Source organism: Sphingobium sp. CFD-2 (assembly GCF_024611135.1).
GTDB lineage: Bacteria > Pseudomonadota > Alphaproteobacteria > Sphingomonadales > Sphingomonadaceae > Sphingobium > Sphingobium fuliginis.
The window spans coordinates 1,189,454-1,212,120 of sequence record NZ_CP084405.1 but is presented as its reverse complement, the minus strand read 5'-3'; the positions used below and the strand labels follow the sequence as shown (position 1 = coordinate 1,212,120).

The window sequence follows — 22,667 nt, the reverse complement described above, 5'->3', positions numbered from 1 at the left end:
AGGCTACGGGATGTCCAACAAGGCGTGAATTCTCGCGACAGGAAGGTGAAGCCGCAGCGGAATGTCGGGCAAGGGCTGGAACCCGTACCGCATGTAGAGTTGCTTGCGCTTCTCGACCTTCGCCGGGTCACCACAGTCAAGAATATCAAGCAGCACGACCGCGATGCCGACGTCCCTGGAGGCACGGCCAATTCTTTTGAGTGCATCGGCGAGGAGAAGGCTTCCAAAGCCCTTTCCCTGATGCCGGGCGTCGATAGCGATCATCGATATGAAAGCTGCCGGTATCTGACCATGGCCCGGCCTGCTGCGCGTGAAGGATGCGGGCAGATGCCCATAATCGACGCTGTGTGCATTGAGGGTGTAGAAGCCGATCAGTTCCCCGTCCGGCGACAACAGCACAAAGGCCCGGACATTATCCGCCCGGGCCAGTTTGCCAGCCGTCTTGCGCAGATAATTGTCGACCTGTTCGATGCCGGACGCAAAAATAGCGCGATCATGCCGCGCAGGATCGAGCGGCTCGATCACCATTCCCTTTTCAATCACGAAAGTGCGCTCTTACCGGCTTTCGATCATCTGGTCGTGACGCGCGAAGGCATCCCGCAAAGCCTCCGAGGGCGGGACAGGATTTTCAAGCGCGTTGAGGATCGCATCATAATCCTTTCGGCTCACGATCGTCCGCTCATGGGTCTGGATGGTTTCCAGCGCCGCCTTATAGGCCGCGTTCATCACGAAGGCGGAGTCATCCACGCCGCACCAGGCGGCGGCCTGCTGGATCGCCTGCTTGATATGAGGCTTGGTCCGAAAATTCATGCGGACCGTGCTGCGTTCGTTGACCGCAGCCGCCACGTCCTCAAACGCTTGCATCGCCAAAACCTCGTCATTCCTGTCTATCGCAATATGTACGCCTTTAAGGCGCACATTTCAAGTTTGATCAAAGGACTTTCTCGACGCCGGGCGAGGCTGATCCTCTTCACGCGCATCGCTCCGCTCGCACTGGCGCTGGCCGCCGGCGGCACCTCCGCGCCCGCCCACGCCTCCAAATGCGAAGCCGGCACCATCTTCAATCCGATCACCAAGGTACGGTGGAACTGTATCTTCCCGATCACCATCGGCGGCGTGCGGGTGGGCAGTTTCGACAAGCTCGACAAGGAGCTAGATGCCCAGTCCGCGTCCAAGCCGCTTTGCGCCTGCCGCAAGGGCGCGACCTTCTGGTTCGGCGTGAAGGTGAGCTTCTGGTCGCCCAACCGGATGATCGACGTCGTGACCGAGCCGGGATGCATGATGGCGATCGGCGCCGATCTCCTCCCCACCGGCGGCAGGCTTCAGGGCAGCCAGTCCTCGATCGCCGACGGCACCAACAGCCAGAAGATGTTCGCGCAGATGCACTATTACATCTCGCCGGTCTGGAAGATGCTCGACATGTTCACCGACCTCCCCTGTATCGAGGATGACGGGTTCGACGTCGCCATGATCACCGAAGTGCTGCCGACCTGGCAATCGGGAACGCTGGGCGCGATCATCCAGCCCGAAGGCATTCTCTTCGGCAATCCCGCCGCGGGTCTTGCCTGCATGGCCGACAGCGCCGCGGCCGCCGCGGGAAAGGTCATCGACCCGCTCTCCTGGTGCATGGGGAGCTGGGGCGCCACCTATCCGGTCGCGGGCGACATCCATTTTGGCGACAGCGTCGAGGCCTGGGCGGGTCTTGCTGCCAGAGGCACGTTCATGATGGGGCGCCTGGGTGCGCTCACCATCAGTTCTGCCGACGGCTGCTCCTTCAAGGCCCAGCCGATCTGGACCAAGAGCCGCTACAAGCTCCAGATCATGGAACCGGTCAAGGGCGGCAAGTGCGTCAATATCGGACGTCCCGGCGCGCTCTGGTCCTCGGCCAAACATGCGCCAGGTAAGGACAATGCCCAGTTCATGTCCTTTGAAAAGGTGATCTGCTGCGCGGGGGTGTCCACCCCATGAGCCAGACCCTTCCCCCCTGTCCCACAGCGGCCCGCCTTCCTGCCCGGTCTGCCCGCCAAGGCCATGTTGGCCCGGTCGGCCGCTACGTGGGCGGAGCGGCACCGTCGCCATCCGGCGCCGCTCCATCATCCGATTCTTCCCGTGCGGCTTTGGAAACGCACGGGGAGAAGGTCAGCACGGCCAGATGTACCCCCGGCGAGCGAGGATACCCCCCTCTGCCTGAATCCTCGCCCGCTTTGGCCGTGCTGACCATCAACGACGGAAAGGCCGCCTTCCAATGCCTGTCGGCACCACCCGACATGGTCGGGCTTTGCCCCCTTTTCCGGCTCCGCGCCGTGAATCGCTCTCGCCCACGTGAGGAAGAAGCATGAGGTGGCCCTTCTCCCCCTCGCTCGCGATACTGGCAGCGCTGAGCGTCCAATCGGCCTTCGCGCAGGACATGGACGCGAGAGCGCGGGCAGCGGCGGCGGCCTCGCGGGCCAAATCCGGCGACAGCGATGCGATCAGCAACAATTATCTGACGCCAGGTCTCGCCAATCAACCTGTCAGCACGGTCGACAATAGCCGCAGTTTCACACCCAATCTCGCCTGTCAGCAGAGCGCCACCATGCTTGAAATGCTGGTTCAGCCCGGCACCACCGGCGACATCACCCATCTCTCCATTTCCCGCGACAAGGATCTCGACGGCGCGTTCGACCAGGTCCTGACCCTCCCGGTCCCAGTGTCGGGAATCTGCGCCAACGGCGTCATCTCCTGTTCGCCCGGAAGCTGGAACCAGTGCCAGAGTTTCAAATGGGATGTCGGCGGTAGCGGCGACCTCAAGCTCAGCCAGGTCGACATGCCCGATCTGTCGGGTTGCTATTGCATCAATGCAAGCTGCGGCGCGAACCTGGTCGCAGGCAATCTCCCCTCGGTCCTGAAGGATCTGGGTGGCGGGGTCATCGGGGCGCTGACGACCGCCGATCCCCGGATCGCGGTGGCGCAGGCCAGTATCGACGGCCCGGCCATCCGCTATGTCGGCGCGCAGACGACCGCCTGCACCTCTTCGCCTGCGGTGTCCGCGACGAGCTATCGCGCCAATCCAACCGCGATCAGCGGCGACGCCTATGCCGCCTCGCAGGCAAATTCGGTCTTCACCGCACTGGCGGCCTCGCCGGCGGGGAACGGCAAGGCGGAGGAAACGCGGTCCTGCACGATCGAGCGCGAGATCAACGTCAAGGCCTGGGATTTCACCGACATCGTCTCGGCCAGTGGCTCGATCACCTCGACCAGCAGTTGCGGCACGGGATGCCTCCGCTTCCAGATCCGGGGTGCGGGGAGCTGCGGCAGCAATCCGCCCGTCTATACCGTCACCTTTAGTCCGTTGCTGCCCAGCCGGATCGTCTCGGCGCGGATCATCGAGATGGGCGCGGACGACTGGGTTCAGGGCCGGATCAATGGTCAGGTCGTGGGCTCGGCGGGCAAGCGCCTCTGGACGGGCGATGGCCTGCCGTCTGGCGACTGCCGGATCAGCGATGATCCCTGGTATAATCGCACGCCCATCGATTTTACCGACAGGCTCAAGTCCGGCGCGACGTCCGTCAGCGCGCGGGTGCGCGGCGGGGGTGGCGGCAATTGGGGCTACGTCACCGTCGAGATCCAGGTCGACACGAGCTGCGAGGTGAGCGAGCGGCTGGTGGATCTCTGCGCGGGCTATGCCAGCGATCCCGCCTGCCGCCTGACCCAGGAAGATATCGACGGCGTGCAAACGGTCCGCAATGGCGTCGTCACGGGCCTTAAACCCCTGCCCCTCACCCGGTTATTCGGCACCGGCAGCTGCACCTTTCAATATGGCCGCGACTTCTTCCTGCGCACGCGCCGCTATGCCTGCGTCGTCGACACAACGGGAACAGCGCAGCCCGATCTCAGCCGGGCAACCTATATCATCGACCATTCGACCGAGACGATGCTCGCCGACCAGACCCGGAGCAGCGATGGCGCCCTCGTCCAGTCGACCCGCGCGTTCGCGCTCCCCGACCGTCCGGCGGTCGCGGCCTGCGAGTCCATCTGCAAGACCCGCGCGGCCAGCGCCAATAGCGGCGTCGCCCCGGCGGGGCTCGTGGCGGAAAAGCAGAATCTGCCCGTTGGCTGGGACAGCCTTTATCATGTCTGTTCGGCCGACAATGTCTGCCCGCTGGGCGACGGCGAAGAGATCGTCTCACCCTGCGGCTGCCTCGATGATTTTCCCGAGGCGGTGGTGATGATGCAGACGGTCCGGCTAGCAGGCTCGGACCTTGCCTGCACGGCGGTGGCGCGATGACCCGCCGGCTCGCCTTCAGCCTGGCGCTCGCTTGCGCGCTGGCGCCGTTTGGCACTGCCATGAGCCCGCCTGCCCAGGCAGCACAGATTTGCGCCGCCGACCTCAATGGCAATGGCGATGCCGCCGATGAGGGAGAGATGGCGCAGTGCCTCACGACTGCGGACGGTGGATCGCTTTGCCCCATCGGCAAGGTCGACTGCGTGGCCGACGTGCAGGGCGGCTATGCCTGTCCGCTGGGGGCAAGCTATGCCTGCAAGACTCCGACGGCAGGGGGCGTGCCGGCCTGCTCGCCCAACAGCTGCATCGATACCGCTGCCACGCCGATCGAGAATGAAGCGGTCGTCGATGATCCGGGCGCGCCGGGTGACGGCCCGGTCGATGCCGACGGCAATTGCCTTGGCACCATCGAGATATTTGGCGGACGGGCGCTGCGCTGCCGGCCGCCTGGCGCCAGCGTCACCTTCCAGAATTGCTGCAAGGACAAGGGCAAGATCGTGAAAGACGGGATGGGCGGCTCGCTGAGCTCCATCACGACCAAGATCGCGATCGCCAAGGGCGTCTTTACCGGCATGAAAGCGGCCTATACCGCGTTCAAGGCGGGCGCGACCGCGAGCGAGGCGGCCTCGGCCGGCGCCCATGCGATCATCGTCGGCATCGATCCCACCTCGATCGCGATCAGCCTTGCCATCAATTACATGATTGAGGTGCTGCTCCAGAGCTGCGACCAACAGGATATGGAGACCGGCATGCTGCGCGGTTCGGGCATGTGCCATGAGGTCGGCACCTATTGCTCGTCCAGTATCTTGGGAATCTGCATCCAGAAGGCGCGGGGCCATTGCTGCTTCAACACCAAGTTGGGTCGCATCATCCAGGAGCAGGGCCGGCCGCAACTCGCCGCCTTCAACAGTCTTGGCTGGGGCACGCCCGAGCATCCCTATTGCCGCGGCTTTTCCGCCGAAGAGTTCCAGGCGCTCGATTTCAGCCGGATGGATCTCAGCGAATATTATTCGGACATCGAGGCCCGCGCCCAATCCGACATCCAGATCGACATGAAGGAGAAGATCGATGCGACGCTCAGCATCATCCATCCCTGACCTTTTGCTGCGCGCCGGCGCCATGGTCGCGCTCTGCGCCGCCGCCCCCGCGCTGGCGCAAGGCGGGCAGACCGTGGGAGAGCCCCAGCCGGCCGAACCAGACAAGCCCGCCCCAGGCAAGCCCGCTATATCTGGCCCGACCGGCATTCCCGAACCATCGCAGGCGATGCGCCGCCGGGCGTTCGAGGCGATGCGACAGAAGGGGCGCTTTCCCGACATCGAAGCGCGGGCGCGCAAGGATCGAGAGGACGCCGCGCAGCGCATGGCGGCCGAGCATGACGCCCTGCAAAGGCGCCTTTACGAGGCCCTGGGGCTGGCTGCGCCGATCGATTCTGCGAAGCCAAAGGACGTGCGCGGAGCGGCTTCAGCAAAGAGCTGGGTGCCGATGCTGTTCGCCTCCTCCTCCATGCCGCTCCAGACCCTGCGCAATTACGCCGCACAGCTTGAGTCCGTGGGCGGGGTTATCGCCTTTCGTGGCGTTCCCGGGGGCATGAGCAAAATCGGCCCTTTGGCGAAACTGACGGCGCAGATTCTGCGCGTCGATCCTGGCTGCGGAGGTCCGGCCTGCACGATGCGCAACGTCCAGCTCATCGTCGACCCGATCCTCTTCCGCCAGCATGGCGTCAATCAGGTCCCTGCCTTCGCCATGGTGCCGGGCGATCCCACCCTTCCCTATTGCGAGCGCGACGACGAGGTCGGCCCAAGCGCCAGCCATATCGTCTATGGCGACGCCGCGCTGTCGGGGCTTCTCGAAGAATATGCCCGCCTTGGCGGCAAACAGGAGGTCCGCGATGCTGCGTCTCGCCTGTCTCGCCGCTAGACGGCTCTGGCCCGCCCTCGAGGCCCTGCCCGCGCAGGCGGCCCGCGCGCTCGGCGGTGCGGTCGGTGACCAGCCTGCCGACAACAGGCGATTGGCCCTGAACCTCGCCGTCATCCTGCCCGTCGCGACCCTCACCTGGCTTGGATTGCCGGGCATCACCCTGGTCATGAGCCCGTCGATCGATGCCTGGGCCGTACGGCGCGCGCCGGGTCTGATCCAAAAGGGCGATCTCGTCGAGTTCATGCTCTTCCACCCCATCGCCGGCCCGAAGCCGGTGAGCGTCACGAAGCGGGCGCTCTGCCTTCCGGGCGAGCGCCTCCGCGAAATCGAGCGGCTCTCGGTCGATGGCCGCGAGGGCACCCGCAGCTGGTATTATTGCGACCGCACCTTCCTTGGCGCGAGCCGGCCCTTCGGCCGTGACGGTCGGCCCCTTCCCCATCTGCGCTGGGGTGATCGACCGATCCCGCAGGGCTTTGTCTATGTCGGCTCCGATCATGCCGGGGGCTTTGACAGCCGCTATTTCGGGCCGGTCCGGCTCGACCGCCTCACCCGCATGGAGCGCATCCTGTGAGGCGCGCGCTTGCCCTGCTGGCAGTGGCTGGCCTGCTGCTCCCGGCGGCAGCCCAAGGAGAGGACACGATCCGCCAAGGTTACTGGTGGTATCGCGCCAAGCCCGATCCCACCGAGACGCCGCACGATGATGTGCCACCAGCCCCGGTCATCCCGCCCATGGCCGAACTCGCGCGATGGAGCCCGCCCAGGATCGCCAAGCTGATCGCAGACCAGCGTGATTATGCGGCGACCGTTCTTACCGTCGAAGCCGTATCCGATTTCTGGCGGCTGGAGGATTTTGCGCGGCGCAAGGCCCGCGCCTTTGCGGGCGTCACACAGCTGGCGATGCTCACCCATCCCGAACTCAGCGCCAAGTCGGCCAATCCGATGATCGGCGATGCGCGCGACGCGCTGGGCGCGCAGAAGGATGCGGTGCGCCGCGCCTATCTGCGCTCTCGCGGCCCAGAATTCGCGCTCGTCATGTTCTCGCGCACCTCCTGCGGCTATTGCCGGGTGCAATGGCCGATCCTCCAGCGCTTTCAGGAGGAAACGGGCTGGCAGATCATCCGCGAGGACCTTGACCGGCGGCCCGAGCTTAGCGCCCGCTTCGGCGTCGAGGTGACGCCCACCACCATGGTCATTCGCCGCAACTCCGCGCAGCGCATGGTTATCGCCAATGGCGTCGAGACATTCCCGACGCTCATCCAGACCGCCTATCAGGCGGTGAAATTGCTATCAGGCGACATCAGGCCCGAACAATTCCTGACGGGCGCGGGCGAAGAGAATGGATTTTTCGACGCGCTCGCCAATGGTCCGGTTGCGGCCGCCGATCCGATGGCAAACCCAGGCGGTGTCCGCCCATGAGAGCCCTCCACCTTCGAGCATCGATCGCGCTGCTGGGCGCGCTGCCGCTCCCGGTTCAGGCGCAGGCGGAACGACGCGCGCCTGACCGAACCCAGGCGGCCCGCGCCGCGATCCATCCGGTGTCCACCGCCAGCGAAATGCAGAGCTGGCTCGCCCGCGTTCCTCGAACGGTCGATTATCCGCCGGATTTCGAGGCGGCTTTGAAGGGCCAGGGACCCGCGTTCGTCATTGAGATGAGCACGGCGCCCGGTTGCCTCCCCTGTGGCGATCTCTGGACCAAGCTCCTCGCCCTCAAGACACGTTATGGCCTGGCGGTCCGCCCGATCGGCAGGGAGGAGGCGATGCTCCGCTCGGGACGGCTTGGCCTCCCCTGGATCGGCCATCCCGTTGCCTGGCTCCGCCCCGCCTCCGACGAGGCGCGCATCCTGCCGATCGCGATCGGGACGGATCATCCAGCCAATCTCGCCCGCAACATCTATCTCGGACTCAAGATGCAGACCGGCGTGCGGGCCGCGGTCGGCGTGCGCGCCATGGCGAAGTTCACCGGCATTGTCGCAGCCGGTACCGCCTCAAAAGAGCGGAATCGGAACTGATCATGCAGGGAGCCTCAATCATCGACATTCCGTCAATGCAGAGACAGGAGCCATCGGCCCGCCTCGGCTATCGCGCAAACCTCGATATTCTCGGCGAGCTTGTAGGTCTCTTCTCCAGGATAGATGACGATCCGGCGCACCGGATCGAGATCAGCGCAGGCGTGGTGGAAGCCCCGCTCGACCTTGGGCGAAAGACTGCGCTTGATCTCGAACGCCCACAGACCGTGGCCGGGGATGGTGAGAAGAAGATCGATCTCGGCGCCAGCCGATGTTCTGTAGAAATTTGCCTGCGTGCCCTCAGGCGCTGCCGAGATCAGCGTTTCGATCGCAAACCCCTCCCAGCTCGCACCAGCGACGGGATGTCCCAGCACATCTTCGCGGGAGCCCAGACCCAGCAATGTGTGAACGATGCCGCTATCGCGCACATAGACTCGCGGGGATTTGACGAGCCGCTTGCCGCTATTGCTGTGCCAGGGTTCCAAACGGCGGACGAGAAGCAGGTCGACCAGAAGATCGAGATAGGAGGCGATGGTCTTGGAATCGACGCCAAGACTGCGCCCCAGTTCCGAGGCATTCAACAGGCCCGATTGATGGTGGGCGAGCATCGTCCAGAAACGCCTCAGCGTTTCGGCAGGAATACGCGGACCCAGCATGGGAATGTCACGTTCGAGATAGGTTCGGATGAAGTCCTGCCTCCAACGCCGGCTCGCGGCATCGCTGGTGGCGAGATAGCTGTCGGGAAAGCCGCCGCGAATCCAAAGCCGATCAACATCACCGTCGCCCACCTCCAGGGCGTCGAGCGGACGCATTTCCAGATAGGCGATGCGCCCGGCAAGACTTTCGCCCGATTGAGCCAGCAAGTCGATCGAAGCCGAGCCCAGCAGCAAAAATCGGCCCGTCCGCAATCCCTTCCGACGACCCCGATCGATCAGGCCCCGCAAAAGCTGGAACAGGTCCGGCAGCCGATGAACCTCATCGAGTATGACCAGCTTGTCTTCATGGTTTTCGAGATAGAGTTCGGGATCCGTAAGCTTTGCTCGATCCCGATCCGATTCAAGATCGAGGTAGATGGATGGCCGCTCATCGGCCATCTCATGCGCGAGTGTCGTCTTGCCGACCTGGCGTGGCCCGAGCAAGGCGACTGCGGGGCTTTCATCCAGTCGGGCGACAAGTTCGCTTTTGATACGGCGTTCAATCATCCTTGCATATTTGGATCGATATTACGAATTTGCAAGGTTAATTGTCTAGAGATTTTGCAAGCAATACCAAAGGGCGCGCATATGGCGGGTGGGCCCTTTCCTTACTCCTCAAGACAAGGAAGCCGCCATGCCCCATCTCAAATATAGCGCGACCCTAGCTGTTCTGGCTCTGCTTGCAACCTGCGGAACAGCTATGCCCGCGCACGCCCAGAGCTGGGCCGAACATTGGTTCGACAATGTGACCTATACCAGCCCCGGCAGCTTCGAGGACCAGACTCGCGGCTATGTAACGGCGGGCGGCATGTCGGGCCGGATCGATGTCCATAGCGATTATCTCATGTCGCTCACCATGCCCAAGGTGAAGGCGGGCTGCGGCGGCATCGACATGTTTCTGGGCGGTATGTCCTTCCTTGACCCGGACTATCTCGTCCAGAAGCTCGAGAGCATCCTCCAGGCCGCGCCCGCCGTCGCTTTCCAATATCTGCTCGAAACCCTCGACGAGAAGATGGGGAACATCATTTCAAAGATGGAGGCGGCCACCAATTTCCTCAACTCCATCCAGGTGAATGACTGCCGCCTTGCTAACCGGATGGTCCAGATCGCCAAGGGCGATGATAACATGTCGGGGATCATTGAGGAGATGACCGGCTACAAGTCGGTGAAGGAAGGTTACGCCAAAAGCTATCAGCAAAGCCGAGAGAAAATCCAGGCAAACGGGAATAGCCCCACCGAGGATCTGAAGGACGCGCTCGCCAATTGCCCGGCCGAGGTCACCGACATCTTCCGCACCGGCTCGCTGCTGGCTCATGCGGCGGCCCGCGTCGGCGCCGCCGATTGGGCGGGCGTCATGCGCGCCCGGGTGGGCGACGTCTATATGCGCTGGGACGCCAACGACAAGGTGCCGCTCTTCTCGGCCATCCCCGCCTGCGCTGGGCAGGATACCGAGTCGTCCGATGATTTCCTGAGCGGCCGGGTCATGCGCCGCGCGCTCAACATGCCCGCCACCGCCGCCGATTGCACGCAGGACGGGACCAAGGGCGCGCTGGCGCTCACCCGTGAGCGCATGACCTCGATCGCCGAGAAGATCAGGACGCGCGCAGCGCTGACGGCCGAGGAGCGTCAGTTCGTCGCCAATGTGCGGACCCTGCCGGTCTACCGGATGCTTGAATGGGGCGTGCGACAGGATGTGGTCGACTCGGTGATTGGCGATACCGACGAGCTGGTCGCCCTGACGCTCGCCTATCAGATGTTGAACGACCTCACCCGCAGCATCGATTTTGCCATCTCCAATGCCGAGCGCGGGACCAGCGCGGCGGGCGCCGCCGATAGAACCAGCGCCAATATCTGCCAGACCCGCATCCTCACCAAGGGCATCGAACAGCTGCGCGACCTGCGCGAAGAGGTGCTGCGCCAGCGCGCGCAGATGCGGCAATCCTATATGGCGGCGCTCTCCCAGGCGAACCTCTCGACGGGCTATGCCGGCCTCATCCGCCAGCGCGATCGGGACGCGCGCGACGCCGCCGGCACCGCCGCCAGCCGCAACCGCTGAAGGATCGGACACCATGCGCCTCATCTCCCGCTTGCCCGCGCTGCTGTGCGGTCTCGCCAGCCTGTTCATCGCCTCCCCTGCCCTCGCTCTGGAGACGAGCTTTCACACCTATGACGGCTTTGCCGAGACGGTGGATGCGTTCCGGCTCGTCTCGATGATCTTCGCCGATCCGCGTTACGAAACGCTGGTGCTGATCGTCGCGGTCGTCGGGATGGCGCTCGGCGCCGTGCTCGCCATGATCCGCGGCACCGGCATGGGCCTTGTCGCCTTCGGTCTTCAGATGCTGGTCGGCATCGGCCTGTTCGTCGGCCTTGTCGCAACGACCGGCACCGTCCATGTCTATGATCGGGTCAGGAACGCATATCAGCCGGTCGGCGACGTCCCCAATCTCATCGTTCTGGTGGCGGGCGTCACCAACATGATGGAGCGGGCGCTGGCCGAAACGATCGACGACAATACACTCGACCCGCATGCCAAGCTCGAATTCGGTGCGGGCGGCCATGCCTTCGACCTGTTCCTCAATGCCGTCAGTCCGCGAGGGCCGATGACCGATGCCTTTCTCGACGCGACGATCAAGGATTATGTCCGCCAATGCTATCCGGTCGCCCGCGTCTCGCCGGCCTATGGGATCGACGACGACCAGCTCTTTCGCACCAGCACCGACCTTCCTGCGTCCTTCGCCGCCATGGCGGGGCCTTCGACCTTCAGCACCATCTTCACAGCCTCGGACAAGGGCGGCACGACGGTCAGCTGCAACGAGGCCTGGACCCATATCGCGGATCGGCTCTCCGACCCGGCGATCTTCGAGGATTATTCCTCCCAGGTCTGCCAGCGCACCGGCTATGACATCGCCAAGGCCGACCAGCTCGCGCGCTGCCGCAGCAATCTCTCCGAAATGAGCGACATGATGCTGGGAACGCCGCTCACCGCCCAGGCCTTCTTCACCAACATCCTGCTTGGAAACAGCGTGGGCGATGTTCTCTTCGAAGACAGCCCGGCGACAGCCGCCCGCGTCATGGCCAATCGCGCGGTGGTGGCGGGAGGCCTTGCCACCATGTCGACCGCCAATGAATGGATGCCGACGATCCGGGCGACAGTGTTCGGGATCATGCTGTTCATGATGCCGATTGCGCTGCTGTTCATCCTCACGCCGATCAACCTGCGGGTCGCGAGCTTCGCGCTGGGGCTCTTCGTCTTCGTGGCGCTGTGGGGCGTGATCGACGCCGGCATCTATCAGTTGACCCTTGGCCGCGCGATGGCGGTGCTGGCCGAGATGCGCTCCAATCATGTGGCCGCCACGACCTGGATGCTTGCCCCCTCCTCGGCGATGAAGGCGCTCGCCATCTTCGGCAGTTTCCGCACAGCAGCGGCGGGCCTAGCTGGAGCGTTCGTGTTCACGGTGTTCCGCTTCTCGGGCAACGTCTTCTCATCCTTCACCGGCGGTTCGCTTGGCGTCCAGGCCCAGGGATCGGCCGCGGCTGCCGGGGTCTCGACCTCCGAAGGCTTTGCTACGGCCCTTGAAGCGCAGGCCTCGGCCATGGGCACGGGCTCACGCCGGTCGGCCGCTTCCGGCTTCGGTGACTTCGGGGAGCGCTCAACCTTCGGCACCAACCGGAGTTTCGGTGCAGCAGGCGCTGTTGGTGCGGCCCATGGCGGCGGGGCGCCCGGCAGCGCGGCCATGGCCCTCGGAAGCACGGACGCCGCACGAGAACTGGGCGGCCTTGCGCCTGCACTCCACGGCCGAGACCTCAATGATCCGGCGACGGCGAGCGCTGTGCGCGCGGCGGCGGCAACCGGCGCGATCCACAACTTTGCCGAAAAGGACGCACTGCGAAGCCTTGGCACCAGCTATTTCGGGTCGGGCGAAGCGGGCGAGAAGGCATTCGGGGCCTTCACCCAAGGCTTGGTCCAATGGCGGGCGTTCGGCGACACTCGCGCTTATGGCATGATGATGCAGGCGGCGACGCGGCATTTTGAGCGCGGGGGTTATTCACCGCAGGACGCGGCGCTGAAGGCGAGCGGGGTCATCGCCGAGGCGAGCGCCGATCCGACCTTCGCCAAGCTCATCGCCAACAGCTACGCGCAGGAGGAAATGCTGCGCAACGATCTGACCTCCGCCCAGGTGCAGGTCGGCACCATGGAGGGACGCCGGGATTACGCCGGTGACCGGGTGTCTCAGGTGGAACGAGGCAATGTTGCGACCGAGCAGGCCTATCGCACCGGCGGGAACCAGGGCCACCGCAACGCCGCCACCATGCTCGGCCTCCCCGTTGATGAGATGAGCCGCCGCATCGCCTTCATCAATGCCCTCTCCGGTGAAGCGCGCTCCTCCGCCATCACGCAACTCTCCCGCGCCACTGGCCGGAATGAGGCCCAGGTAACCAAGGCTCTCGAAACCTATCGGGCGGCGACCGATCTTGGGACGGCGGACGGGGCGACAGCCGAAGCGGCGCGCGAAGGAACCAGCGTCTATGGCCGGACCCGCGAAGCTGCCGGTTACGACTTCGCCGAGCGGTCGGGGAAACTCGACGCGCAGAAGGAGGTCGGACACGATGGAACACGCAGCGCCGCCCGGATCGGTGAGCAACGCCGACAGTCGGATAATTTTGGTTTTGCGCAAGGCGCCGAGGCCGCCAGCATGTCCACGCGCGAGGCAGCTCGTCTCGACAGCTTCATTCGGACGCTGGCGGATGCGAGTGGCAACCAGCTCGACATGTCGGAAGGCGGTGCCGACCGCATCGCTGATCGGGCGCGAAACGCGCGGATGACCAGTATCGTAGAGCGCGAGCGTCTGTCCCGCATGCAGGGGCTGCTGCGGGCCAACGGCATCGAGATGAGCAAGCGCCAGATCGCCATGGACCAGAATGGCGATTTCAGGATGAACCTCACCCCGGCGACGGCCGCCCAGATGTGGCAGGCTGGCCTCCTTAACGAGAGCCAGCTCGGTGCGGTCGCCAATGGCGGCCATGCCCGCTTCAGCCTCGCTCATAATGACCTGCTCGTCTCTAGTAGCGCAGGGTTCGAGAAATCGGCGCGCAATGACACCAGCACGCGGTTCGAGGCCGGCAAGCAGGCCGGTCCCGACACGATCGAGCATTTCATGGGCGGCGGTGCCGAAGGTCGCGCCGCCATGGCCAACTGGCTCAAGGGCGGATTCGAAATGGACCGAAAGGGCAATTGGCGTCTCAAGCCGCAGATCGCTGACACGCTCCAACGGGATGTGCAGGCGATCATGGCTCAGACCGGTTGGGAACGGTCGATTACGAGAGCAGCGCAAGACCAGTCTGCCTTTAGCACTTCTGTCCAAGCGGAGATCAGTGGTGGATCAACGAGTCGTGGAAGCAAAGGCAGCCGCGCAGGAGCGGCGGCTGGGTTTGGTCAGTTTGCCGGGTCACTCGGTGCGTCCTCGCAGGAAAGCGGAACAACCAGCGAAGCGGCCAATGCCCAGCTCAACATAGTCAATTTCGAAGTACGCCAGGCAATCGCAAACTCTGAGCGTGCGGCGTCCAAATCGCTCAATCCGGCATCTTCATTCGCCAACCACCTTTCGGCTGAAATTCTTGGACGCGATGGACTGCGAAATCGATATCTCGAAGATGCCGATAGTGGCCGAGGTACAGTCGATGTAAATGCTCCGGTGACATCCTGGGAGCAGTCATCCCTGCTAAGCGGGGGGCGCTTCTCCACAGATCTTGCCAATGGACCATTTGATGGCGATCCTCATTTCAAGAAACGCGATTGATATTGCTGGGATTGAGCGGGTTTAAAGGATTGCCAATCCAGAATGCGCCAGATCGCGGATCTAGAGGATCAAACTGCCACGGCATCCCCGATGGGCCGTATTTCCTGCGATCCCTAAAATAGTCCTCATCAAACTCACCGTCTGTCGCAGCTGGCAATGATCCCAACCAGCGTCGAATGAATCCGAAAGAGAGAACTAGCGCCACAATGGGCGGAAAGAAGAAGATATTCAGATATCCACCGGCAGCCGAATGATAAACTTCTGTCAAAGCATCCAGCTTGAGGGCAGCAAGCATGCCCAGCCAATAGACTGGCACGCCACTCCACCAGAGCTTCGCGTACCAGGGTCGCGAAAGCCAATCCCTGAGACGAAGTTCGTCGGGGTTCCGATCCGCGTCATTGGGTTCAATGGTTGCAGCCATCATCAATTCCTCTTCGCCGAACCTACCATCTTGGAGCCGCGCGGAAAATAGCTAACCCTCCGAAATCAGGAAGTTTCGTCCTCCTGTCACCTGGTTTACCAAGATCCGATCACTCCAGCCCCCTGCTACCCATCGCGCCCTCCCCCTTCCCTTCGTCGATGCCCCCATTTCGGGTCCAGTTTTCGCTCTCACAAAATGCCGTCGCCACCAGATAAATCGAGCAAATCCATTGATTTTCCTGCGATTCGGCGGCATCATTTTGTTTGGCCGGGCAGACCTCATTCATGAGGTTGATTGATGCCTAAAAATGTTTCGGCGCCGCCGGATGCGGCAAAGCAGTTCGTCATACCTGCTGCGAAGGATCGTCGTACCGACTCCTTGTGGCGCATTGCCATGGTTGCTCAGCGGACGGGTCTCTCCCGCGCGACCATCTACAGGCTTGAGGCTGCGGGCCACTTCCCCAACCGACAGCAGATCAGCCCACGATGCGTTGGATGGTACGGAAGCGACATTGAGGATTTCATCGCAAATCCAAAGGCCTTCATTCAGACGGTGAAAAGGCGATCCGCGCGGCGATAAGGTCAGGCGGGGGCCCAACAATCTACCGTCTTAAGCCAGACGAACCAGTGCGGCACCCCGACGGTTTTCGCCAGCGGCCCCTTCTGAGCACCGCGCATCGACCGCCACCAAAAATATATTGGCATCGTCATTAGAAGAAAGGCATGCCGGGAATCTAAGGGAAGGCTCGCAAAAATGGCGCGGACGGTACAACCGAATTCGAACCGGCGCTCATCAGCGCCCAAGGATGATGTCATCCAGATTAGGGCATCGGCAAGCATGAAGGCCGTCCTCACCCGTGCAGCCGCTTTGCGCGGCCAGAAACTCTCCGAGTTCATGCTCGATTGCGCGCGCCGTGAAGCCGAGGATGCCATTCTCGACCAACGCACCTTCTTGCTCGACGCTGAGCAGCATGAGCGGTTCCTGGCAATGCTCGATTCTCCGCCCGCACCTTCAGAGCCGTTGCAGGAGCTATTTCGGCGCAAACCGGCTTGGGAATGCTGAAGTCCGGTCGACTGCAGACCGATGCCGAATTGGGCGAACTGATTATGCTGCTACCTATCGAAGCCGCCATGTCGCTCCTGAATGACGGAATGGTCGATCAGGCCAATTTTTCGCATAGATGTTTGAAAGTTAATGGTAATTTCTGCCATTCTTGTTTTGATAACATAAGATCGATATATGGTAGTGATCGATCCGACGGAGATCGTTCGAGGTAGTTCGATGAGTAGCGTAACGGTACAGGTTCTGACGACAGTGAACGCTCCCTACGGGGCGGACCTTTCTGCGCATCAACTGGCCGAGCTTCTCACCGATCTGGAAAGTGCGGTCACCTTCAACGCTATGGCCTTTTCTTTCTTCTCCGAGGTTCCTGCTGACATTCAACAGGATTTTCTCAAGGAGATGGGCGTGAGTGCCGCAGCGGCCAGCAAGGTAGCATGCCAGTTTTCGGAGCTTTCCGGCTACGCGTTGCCTCTGGCGGCTTAAACGGGTGCCGAACAACCAAGCGAGCCAGTGGCCAATCCTGTTCGATCTGGCGGGCAACATCTTCGATCATTTTCAGTCGACCAACGGCTTCATTCCAGATTGGACCTTCGGCGGCGGCACGGCACTCATGCTGCAAATCGATCATCGCGAAAGCCATGACATCGATCTGTTTTTGGATGATCCGCAAATCATACCCTATCTCAATCCTGAAACACAGGGAATTTCTCTCAACAGACGGCCTGATAGCTACGTCGCGGACGGAAATGGGGTTTTGAAGCTTGCCTATAAGGATATAGGCGAGATCGATTTTATTTGCTGCGAAAGCATAACCGATGACCCTACTCAGAGAGCTGTCATCAGGAATCGCGATGTTAATCTTGAAACTCCTGCCGAGATCATCGCGAAGAAGGTGTATTACCGTGGATGGAATTTCCAGCCGCGTGACATGTTTGATCTCGCAGCCGTGGGCGATCAGCACGGTATCGATTACGTCGTCTCGGCACTGCGACAATGTGGCCTGGGCCACTGCGAAAAGGCGCTGGAAATCATCAAGAACGCCAAGCCAGAATTCGTTCGGTCGATCATTGGCCAATTGATGTTCAGGCCAGGGACGGCCTATCTCGTTGATACGGCGCAGGCTATGAGCCGCGAATATCTCACCGAAACGATTTCAAGTCTGCGTGCCGCTAGCGCGGCACGCAATCCCTGAACCCAGCGCCCTTCGATCTCGCAAGATCAAACTGGCTGGCCTAACGCCTGGCCGGCCTGAACTGGATGACGTTCGGACCCGTCGGCGCGCTTTCCCAGCGTGAAAGCAGCCTGCCCTTGGCCATCCGAACATTCACCAGAGCGAACGGGCTTTCGAGCCCGTCCCCGATCAGATCAGCCCAGGCCTGCAGCATCTCCCGCCGCGGCTTGAAGTAGCGCGCGCGGTTATAGGCCCATTCCGACGCCGATATGCCTTTGGGCACATGCGACAGAACAAGATCGATGATCATGCGATCGCCGTCACGCTCGAGTTCCGCAGCCCGCTCGTTCATCACCGTAGAGAATGCCGAACGCCAGCCGTGCGGCACCATCTTCCCCTTATAGGCACCATCCCCGATCCGCTTGTACAAGGTGCTGACAGCCGCGTCGCTCATCGGCAAACGCCAGGACCGGCTACTCGGGAAGACGAGGCTGAACTTTCCGGTGAGTACCCGTATGGCGCGCAGCGTTTCGACAGCCTGCCAGGAAAGCGGGACGTCGTGGCCGAAAGCGGCATTGCTCTTGTCCTCGACGGCCAGCTTCATCCGCCCGGCGGGTATCCGCCAGATCGCCCCCGGCGCAGGCTTGTCGGGATCTTCCCAGTCGATGCCCTCAAACTCGTCCCACAACGCGGTTCGAAGGACGCCAACGCGGACGGCGGTCAGAGCGAGCAGCCGGGAGGCCAGCTTGCTCAACGGGCCACCGGTAGAGAGATCGACGCGTCTCTGAAATTCGATAAGCTGGGACACGCGCGTGAGCGCTGGTTGCTTGATCCCCGGAGGCGAGCGTTTCAGCGCATCCGCGACGATCTCGACGCTGACGATCGTTTCAGTGGTCACCAGCCCTTCGCCGCGAGCGCGCTTGAGAACACCCAGGATGTAGCCGCGGACCCGCTTCGCAGTCTCGATCGCGCCTCTCCGTTCGATCTTGCGAAGGGCGATGAGGACCATTTCGCTGGTGACCTGACTGACCGGGAGCTTCCCGAACTCAGGATAGATGTCCTTCTCGATCCTCGATCGAACCCTGAAGGCGTTGGCGGCAGACCACCAAGGCTCGTTTTCCGTAAGCCATTCTTCGGCTTTGGTACGAAAACTGGCGTCCGCCTGAACTACGGCCTGCGCCTTCCGTCGGACAAACTCCACCGCAGGGTCGATGCCCTGCCGGAGCAGTTCGCGCGCCTCTTTTTGCCTTTCCCGCGCTTCGGCAAGCCCGACCTCGGGGAACAGCCCGAAAGTGACAAGCTTCTCGCGCTCGGCAAAATGATATCTGAACCGCCACGACTTCGCGCCGGCCTTTGTGACATAGAGATAGAGACCGGCAGAATCGGTCATCTTGTAATTCCGCCCGGTGGCGGCGGCGTTTTTCGCTTCAGCGTATGTAAGAGTCATCGATACCCCAAAAATTGGTTTCGATACCCCCACCGATACCCCACGATTCGTGAGATACCCCGAGACATCCTGAGACATTATGGATGAACAACGGCTCACAAACCCCTGATTTATAGGGATTTATGATATCACATAATGCTCATGAAATCGAGTGTTGGTGGGCCCGGCAGGACTCGAACCCGCAACCTAGCCGTTATGAGCGGCCAGCTCTAACCATTGAGCTACAGGCCCCACCTTGTTGCCCGGATAGGCAGCATCAGGCCGCTTGGCAAGCCTGTCCTCGCGGCTGGACTGCGTTAAGGAACGCATCCAGGGTCGCGGGGCGAACATTTCGCCTGTCCAGATGATCAAGCACTGCGTCCCACCAGCCATAGAAGGCGGTCCTGTCCGCCTCGTCGCGAACATAGGGCGTATGCCCCGGCTCCAGCGTCGGGGAGTGGAAACTGAAATTCAGCACCGGCACGCCCTCCCCCAACAGGGCGTCGATTGCGGCGATCGCCTCCCGCGCGTCGATCCCTTCGGGCGTCAGCGGTATGCGGCTCAACATCCCGGTGCGCGCCAATGCGCCAGCCATCGGTCCCATGAGTTGCGCCGCGCGGTACAGACGCTCGCCACCGCCGCGCAGCAGACCGGCAAAGGCCGTGGACAGCGGCAGCTCCACCAGGCGCCGCCTGGGTCCCGCCCAATAGGGATATTGCGGCAAGCCCCGGAAGTCCGGACCATATTGCCCGCCATAATCGAAACGGCTGCGGACCGAACTGTCCAGCCGGAAGCCCGCCTCCTCCAGCAGGGGGGCGCTGTTGGGCCCGACACCGTAGCGGCCGGCCCGGTAAGCGATGGGGCGAGCGCCGAAACGTTCCGCAATCCGCTGGCATAGCGCTTCCAGCTTCGCCCGCTCCACCGCCTCCGGCAGAAAGCCGACATAGCTGTTGGCGGCCGTCACCTCCTCGACATGCGGCGGATTGACCCAGGGATGCAGATGCGCGCCGATGTCGGCCGCGCCATCGGCCAGCCAGCGTCCCATCAGCTCCGCCGCTGCGTCGCTGTCGACCACGGGATAGTCGGTCACATAGACGGGTTTCACCCCGGCGGCCGAGAAATAGGCCTGGCCGCGCGCCATTCCGTCGAGCGCCGTCACGCCATGCCCCGTCCGGCGGAAGGGGGCGTTCCAGTCGAACTCCTCCTCCGTATCCACGAACAGCATGAAGCGCGTGCCGAAGTCCGGATCGAGCGTGACCCTGTCCTCCGCCGCCGGCGCGCGGAGCAGGTTGCCGTCATGGAAAAGCGTCGTCATCCCGCCACCGCTACCCGGATTTGGTTGCGATAGGGTTTCCCTCGGCGCAGGTCAGGCGCTGCCGACGGCATCCTCCGTCTCCGCCATGGCCGGCACGGCGAGCAGGAAACGGCCCGGTTCGACGTCCAGCGCCCCGCCGCACCCCGTCGCCAGACTGCGGATCAGGCGCAGGGAAAAGCCAAGGCCCAGCAGCGGGCCGTCCGCCCAATTGCCGTCCGGCATATAGCCCGGATCGAGCAGCCGGTCCTCTTCCATCCCCGCCAGCGTCGACGGCCGGTCGATGGCCAGCACCACGCGGCCTTCCGCCCCGTCCGGCTGATACCAGCAGGCGCCGGTCAGCGCTTCCCCGACCGGTGCAACGGATATGAGCGTACGCAGCAGATGCTGGATCATGCGCTCGCCCTGCACCGGGTCGATCCGCACCATCGGCAGGCCCCGCGCCATGGCGATGTCGATCTGCGCGCTGTCCCCCTGCTCGCGGAAGCGCGCCGAAACCTGCGTCACCAGCAGCGCGGGGTCGACGGCGCGCGGCGCCTCGTTCCCGCCCTCGCCCCGCGACACGCGCGCTGCAAGGTCCAGATCGTCGAAGGCCGTCAGCAGATGCCGCGCATCCACGGCGATCTTGCCCGCCATGTCGCGATATTCGGAACCTGCCGGACCGAACAGTTCCTGTTCGATGATCTCGGCAAAACCCAATATCGCATTCAGCGGCGTGCGGAGTTCATGCACCAGTTGCCGGATCGAATCGGCGGACAGGCCGGCGATGGACACAGGCTCGGCGCGGGGTTCGGCGGCGACTTCGTGGAGATAGGGCCGCCGGGCCTGCCCGCGATAGCCCTGGAAGCGGCCGGAGCGCGGATCGAAAAAGGGTGTGGCCGACAGCCGCCACTCGCCGGCCATCGTGCCGCCGACGATCGTATAGCGGCCGTTCTGAAAACCGCTGCGCCGCATGAAGGCGCCCGCGACATGGCCATCCGGGCCGCTGCCGCCTTCCAGCGCCGTCTCGTTGAGCGCAAGGCCGATCAGCGCCGCCCGCGGTCCCTGGTCGATCCAGACGATCGTTCCGGACGCATCCGTTTCGAAGGCGAAGGCGCGGGGTCCGGTGATGGCGGGGCGCTGCGGCGCTTCGTCCGCGTCGCCTGCGCGCCGGGCGCTGGTGAAGCGTGCGATCCGGTCAACCAGATTGCGGATCTGGCTGCGATCCTCCTCCGCCTCCTCGACCGGCTCGGCCTGCGGCCGGTCGATTTTCGGATCGGTAGGAACGATCATCGCCTCGGTCAGCAGCATGTCTTCCTGCTCGACCGCGACATCGCTGGTCAGCACCAGGTCGGTCGCACCGAACGCCTCCAGCCCCTGCAGCGTCGCCGGGCCAAGGTCGCGCCGCGACCGCAGCACGCCACGCGCCGTCGGCGTCAGGCGCGGCAACATCTCCACCCAGGCCGCGTCGGAAAGGCGCGCACGGGACATGGCTGCGGCGACAATCGCCGGGCGATCATTGGCGAAGAATTCGACCAGCGTGGGCGACCGCAACCGTCCGCCCAATTCCACGACCGTCGCGATCCGCTGCGTTTCCGACAGTTTCGGCAGCAGTCCGGTCAACCGTTCCAGCAGCGCCGCCCGTTCCGCATCGGACATGATCGATCGGTCGTGCCGGTCGTTTTGCGCCAGCAGATCCACGCATTGCCGCCAAAGCGTGACGGCCCCGATGCCGCTGCGTCCTTCCGCGGCGAGAACCGTCTGCATGAGATCGTTGAAGCGCACCCGAATTCCCCAAATTCCAGCCCCGGCGCAGCGCTGAAAAACCTTCCGCCGGAGAGATCGTTACACAGGAATAATGCTTCGCGCCGCAAAGGGGAAGGGCCGCGGACGGGTTCTTATGCGAACGTCGCATAGTGGGACAATTGCATTGTCCTGAAATATTATTATGGTAACGCCTTATTAACTGGCAAGGAAATAAGCGGAATAATGGCCGGCCCCAATATTGACGACATCGACCTCCAGATCCTTGGCGAATTGCAGGGCGACGGCAGGATGACCAATGTGGAGCTGGCCCGCAAGGTGGGCCTGACGGCTCCCCCGTGCCTGCGCCGCGTCCGCGCACTGGAGGAAAGCGGGGCCATCAGTTCCTACCATGCCGTGGTCAACCCATCGATGCTGGGTTACACCATCACGGTCTTCGCGATGGTCAGCCTGAAGAGTCAGGCCGAAGCCGACCTGAAGGCATTTGAAGATCACATCGCCACCCTGCCCGAGGTGCGCGAATGCTATATGCTGAACGGCGAAATCGACTTCATCCTGAAGGTGGTGGCGAAGGACCTGCAAAGCTTCCAGCAATTCCTGACGTCGAAACTGACGCCCGCCCCCAATGTGGTCAGCGTGAAGACCTCGCTCACCATAAGGACATCCAAGAACCTGCCGGGCGTGCCGCTTCCCGTTTGAAGGGTGACGGTCAGGGTTGGTTTCCTGCCATTCCCCCTCCCGCAGGCGGGAGGGGGCTAGGGGGTGGGCTAGCGCGGCATCTGCGCTGTTTTGCAACGGCTAAGTCAGAAGCTCGCTACGCTCGCGCCCACCCCCAACCCCTCCCGTTTACGG

At 63.0% G+C, this 22,667-nt stretch carries 22 protein-coding genes and 1 tRNA gene; 14 read left to right on the top strand and 9 right to left on the bottom strand.

The window, feature by feature from the left end:
* Nucleotides 1–3 precede the first annotated feature (3 nt).
* Both LDB29_RS05825 and LDB29_RS05820 read right to left on the bottom strand, forming a co-directional pair.
* Nucleotides 4–528 (bottom strand): GNAT family N-acetyltransferase, encoded by a 525-nt coding sequence (locus LDB29_RS05825; protein WP_257556535.1) that lies wholly within the window; start codon nucleotides 526–528, stop codon nucleotides 4–6.
* A 27-nt stretch (nucleotides 529–555) separates the two neighbouring features.
* On the bottom strand, nucleotides 556–864 hold the full coding sequence (locus tag LDB29_RS05820; protein ID WP_044663129.1) for a DUF1778 domain-containing protein: 309 nt from the start codon (nucleotides 862–864) through the stop codon (nucleotides 556–558).
* A 96-nt stretch (nucleotides 865–960) separates the two neighbouring features.
* Here LDB29_RS05820 and LDB29_RS05815 point away from each other — a divergent pair, with 96 nt between their 5' ends.
* The 7 genes from LDB29_RS05815 (at nucleotide 961) to LDB29_RS05785 (ending at nucleotide 8,190) form a co-directional block, all read left to right on the top strand.
* The gene (locus LDB29_RS05815) at nucleotides 961–1,968 is read left to right on the top strand and encodes a TraU family protein (RefSeq protein WP_044663128.1); all 1,008 of its coding nucleotides are present in this window, start codon (nucleotides 961–963) and stop codon (nucleotides 1,966–1,968) included.
* Between the two features lie 367 nt (nucleotides 1,969–2,335).
* Nucleotides 2,336–4,267 (top strand): hypothetical protein, encoded by a 1,932-nt coding sequence (locus LDB29_RS05810; protein WP_044662117.1) that lies wholly within the window; start codon nucleotides 2,336–2,338, stop codon nucleotides 4,265–4,267.
* Nucleotides 4,268–4,326: 59 nt separating this feature from the next.
* Nucleotides 4,327–5,361, top strand: coding sequence for a conjugal transfer protein TraN (gene traN / locus LDB29_RS05805; protein WP_044663127.1), 1,035 nt, complete (start codon nucleotides 4,327–4,329; stop codon nucleotides 5,359–5,361).
* Nucleotides 5,333–6,181, top strand: coding sequence for a type-F conjugative transfer system pilin assembly protein TrbC (locus LDB29_RS05800; protein WP_235600723.1), 849 nt, complete (start codon nucleotides 5,333–5,335; stop codon nucleotides 6,179–6,181). Before traN ends, LDB29_RS05800 begins: the two co-directional genes overlap by 29 nt.
* Entirely contained in the window at nucleotides 6,153–6,752 is a 600-nt protein-coding gene (locus LDB29_RS05795; RefSeq protein WP_044662116.1) for a S26 family signal peptidase, read from the top strand. Before LDB29_RS05800 ends, LDB29_RS05795 begins: the two co-directional genes overlap by 29 nt.
* Entirely contained in the window at nucleotides 6,749–7,597 is an 849-nt protein-coding gene (locus tag LDB29_RS05790) for a conjugal transfer protein TraF (RefSeq protein ID WP_044662115.1), read from the top strand. Before LDB29_RS05795 ends, LDB29_RS05790 begins: the two co-directional genes overlap by 4 nt.
* Nucleotides 7,594–8,190 (top strand): hypothetical protein, encoded by a 597-nt coding sequence (locus tag LDB29_RS05785; RefSeq protein ID WP_044662114.1) that lies wholly within the window; start codon nucleotides 7,594–7,596, stop codon nucleotides 8,188–8,190. The genes LDB29_RS05790 and LDB29_RS05785 overlap by 4 nt, the downstream gene beginning before the upstream one ends.
* A 32-nt stretch (nucleotides 8,191–8,222) precedes the next feature.
* On the opposite strand, the gene LDB29_RS05780 is transcribed toward LDB29_RS05785, so the two are convergent.
* The gene (locus LDB29_RS05780) at nucleotides 8,223–9,389 is read right to left on the bottom strand and encodes an ATP-binding protein (protein ID WP_044662113.1); all 1,167 of its coding nucleotides are present in this window, start codon (nucleotides 9,387–9,389) and stop codon (nucleotides 8,223–8,225) included.
* A gap of 127 nt (nucleotides 9,390–9,516) precedes the next feature.
* Between LDB29_RS05780 and LDB29_RS05775 the strand changes: the two genes are divergently transcribed.
* Both LDB29_RS05775 and LDB29_RS05770 read left to right on the top strand, forming a co-directional pair.
* Nucleotides 9,517–10,938 (top strand): conjugal transfer protein TraH, encoded by a 1,422-nt coding sequence (locus LDB29_RS05775; protein ID WP_044662112.1) that lies wholly within the window; start codon nucleotides 9,517–9,519, stop codon nucleotides 10,936–10,938.
* Between the two features lie 13 nt (nucleotides 10,939–10,951).
* The gene (locus LDB29_RS05770; protein ID WP_044663125.1) at nucleotides 10,952–14,680 is read left to right on the top strand and encodes a conjugal transfer protein TraG N-terminal domain-containing protein; all 3,729 of its coding nucleotides are present in this window, start codon (nucleotides 10,952–10,954) and stop codon (nucleotides 14,678–14,680) included.
* Here the strand turns inward: LDB29_RS05770 and LDB29_RS05765 are convergent.
* Together LDB29_RS05765 and LDB29_RS05760 are read right to left on the bottom strand one after the other, a co-directional pair.
* Nucleotides 14,664–15,104: a hypothetical protein gene (locus tag LDB29_RS05765; RefSeq protein ID WP_235600722.1), complete on the bottom strand. Its 441-nt coding sequence runs from the start codon at nucleotides 15,102–15,104 to the stop codon at nucleotides 14,664–14,666. The genes LDB29_RS05770 and LDB29_RS05765 overlap by 17 nt on opposite strands.
* A gap of 106 nt (nucleotides 15,105–15,210) precedes the next feature.
* A complete protein-coding gene (locus tag LDB29_RS05760; protein ID WP_157009830.1) occupies nucleotides 15,211–15,387 on the bottom strand; it encodes a hypothetical protein in 177 nt (58 codons plus the stop codon).
* Between the two features lie 11 nt (nucleotides 15,388–15,398).
* Between LDB29_RS05760 and LDB29_RS05755 the strand changes: the two genes are divergently transcribed.
* The 4 genes from LDB29_RS05755 to LDB29_RS05740 all read left to right on the top strand — a co-directional run bounded on the left by LDB29_RS05755 (nucleotide 15,399) and on the right by LDB29_RS05740 (nucleotide 17,355).
* Nucleotides 15,399–15,680 (top strand): AlpA family transcriptional regulator, encoded by a 282-nt coding sequence (locus LDB29_RS05755; RefSeq protein WP_082718616.1) that lies wholly within the window; start codon nucleotides 15,399–15,401, stop codon nucleotides 15,678–15,680.
* A 174-nt stretch (nucleotides 15,681–15,854) separates the two neighbouring features.
* The gene (locus LDB29_RS05750) at nucleotides 15,855–16,163 is read left to right on the top strand and encodes a DUF1778 domain-containing protein (protein ID WP_044662111.1); all 309 of its coding nucleotides are present in this window, start codon (nucleotides 15,855–15,857) and stop codon (nucleotides 16,161–16,163) included.
* Nucleotides 16,164–16,340: 177 nt separating this feature from the next.
* Nucleotides 16,341–16,646, top strand: a complete 306-nt coding sequence (locus LDB29_RS05745) for a hypothetical protein (protein WP_235600721.1) — start codon at nucleotides 16,341–16,343, stop codon at nucleotides 16,644–16,646.
* Nucleotides 16,647–16,650: 4 nt separating this feature from the next.
* Complete coding sequence (locus tag LDB29_RS05740) at nucleotides 16,651–17,355, top strand: nucleotidyl transferase AbiEii/AbiGii toxin family protein (protein WP_044662110.1); 705 nt, start codon at nucleotides 16,651–16,653, stop codon at nucleotides 17,353–17,355.
* A gap of 40 nt (nucleotides 17,356–17,395) precedes the next feature.
* Here LDB29_RS05740 and LDB29_RS05735 read toward each other — a convergent pair whose 3' ends face one another.
* The 4 genes from LDB29_RS05735 to LDB29_RS05720 form a co-directional block, all read right to left on the bottom strand.
* On the bottom strand, nucleotides 17,396–18,781 hold the full coding sequence (locus LDB29_RS05735; RefSeq protein ID WP_076605735.1) for an integrase arm-type DNA-binding domain-containing protein: 1,386 nt from the start codon (nucleotides 18,779–18,781) through the stop codon (nucleotides 17,396–17,398).
* 155 nt (nucleotides 18,782–18,936) lie between these two features.
* Nucleotides 18,937–19,012, bottom strand: a tRNA-Ile gene (locus LDB29_RS05730).
* Between the two features lie 25 nt (nucleotides 19,013–19,037).
* On the bottom strand, nucleotides 19,038–20,075 hold the full coding sequence (locus LDB29_RS05725; protein WP_025551547.1) for a polysaccharide deacetylase family protein: 1,038 nt from the start codon (nucleotides 20,073–20,075) through the stop codon (nucleotides 19,038–19,040).
* Between the two features lie 51 nt (nucleotides 20,076–20,126).
* Nucleotides 20,127–21,818, bottom strand: a complete 1,692-nt coding sequence (locus tag LDB29_RS05720; RefSeq protein ID WP_099185984.1) for a HAMP domain-containing sensor histidine kinase — start codon at nucleotides 21,816–21,818, stop codon at nucleotides 20,127–20,129.
* Between the two features lie 222 nt (nucleotides 21,819–22,040).
* Between LDB29_RS05720 and LDB29_RS05715 the strand changes: the two genes are divergently transcribed.
* The gene (locus tag LDB29_RS05715; protein WP_025551551.1) at nucleotides 22,041–22,514 is read left to right on the top strand and encodes an Lrp/AsnC family transcriptional regulator; all 474 of its coding nucleotides are present in this window, start codon (nucleotides 22,041–22,043) and stop codon (nucleotides 22,512–22,514) included.
* The last annotated feature ends 153 nt before the right edge of the window (nucleotides 22,515–22,667 follow it).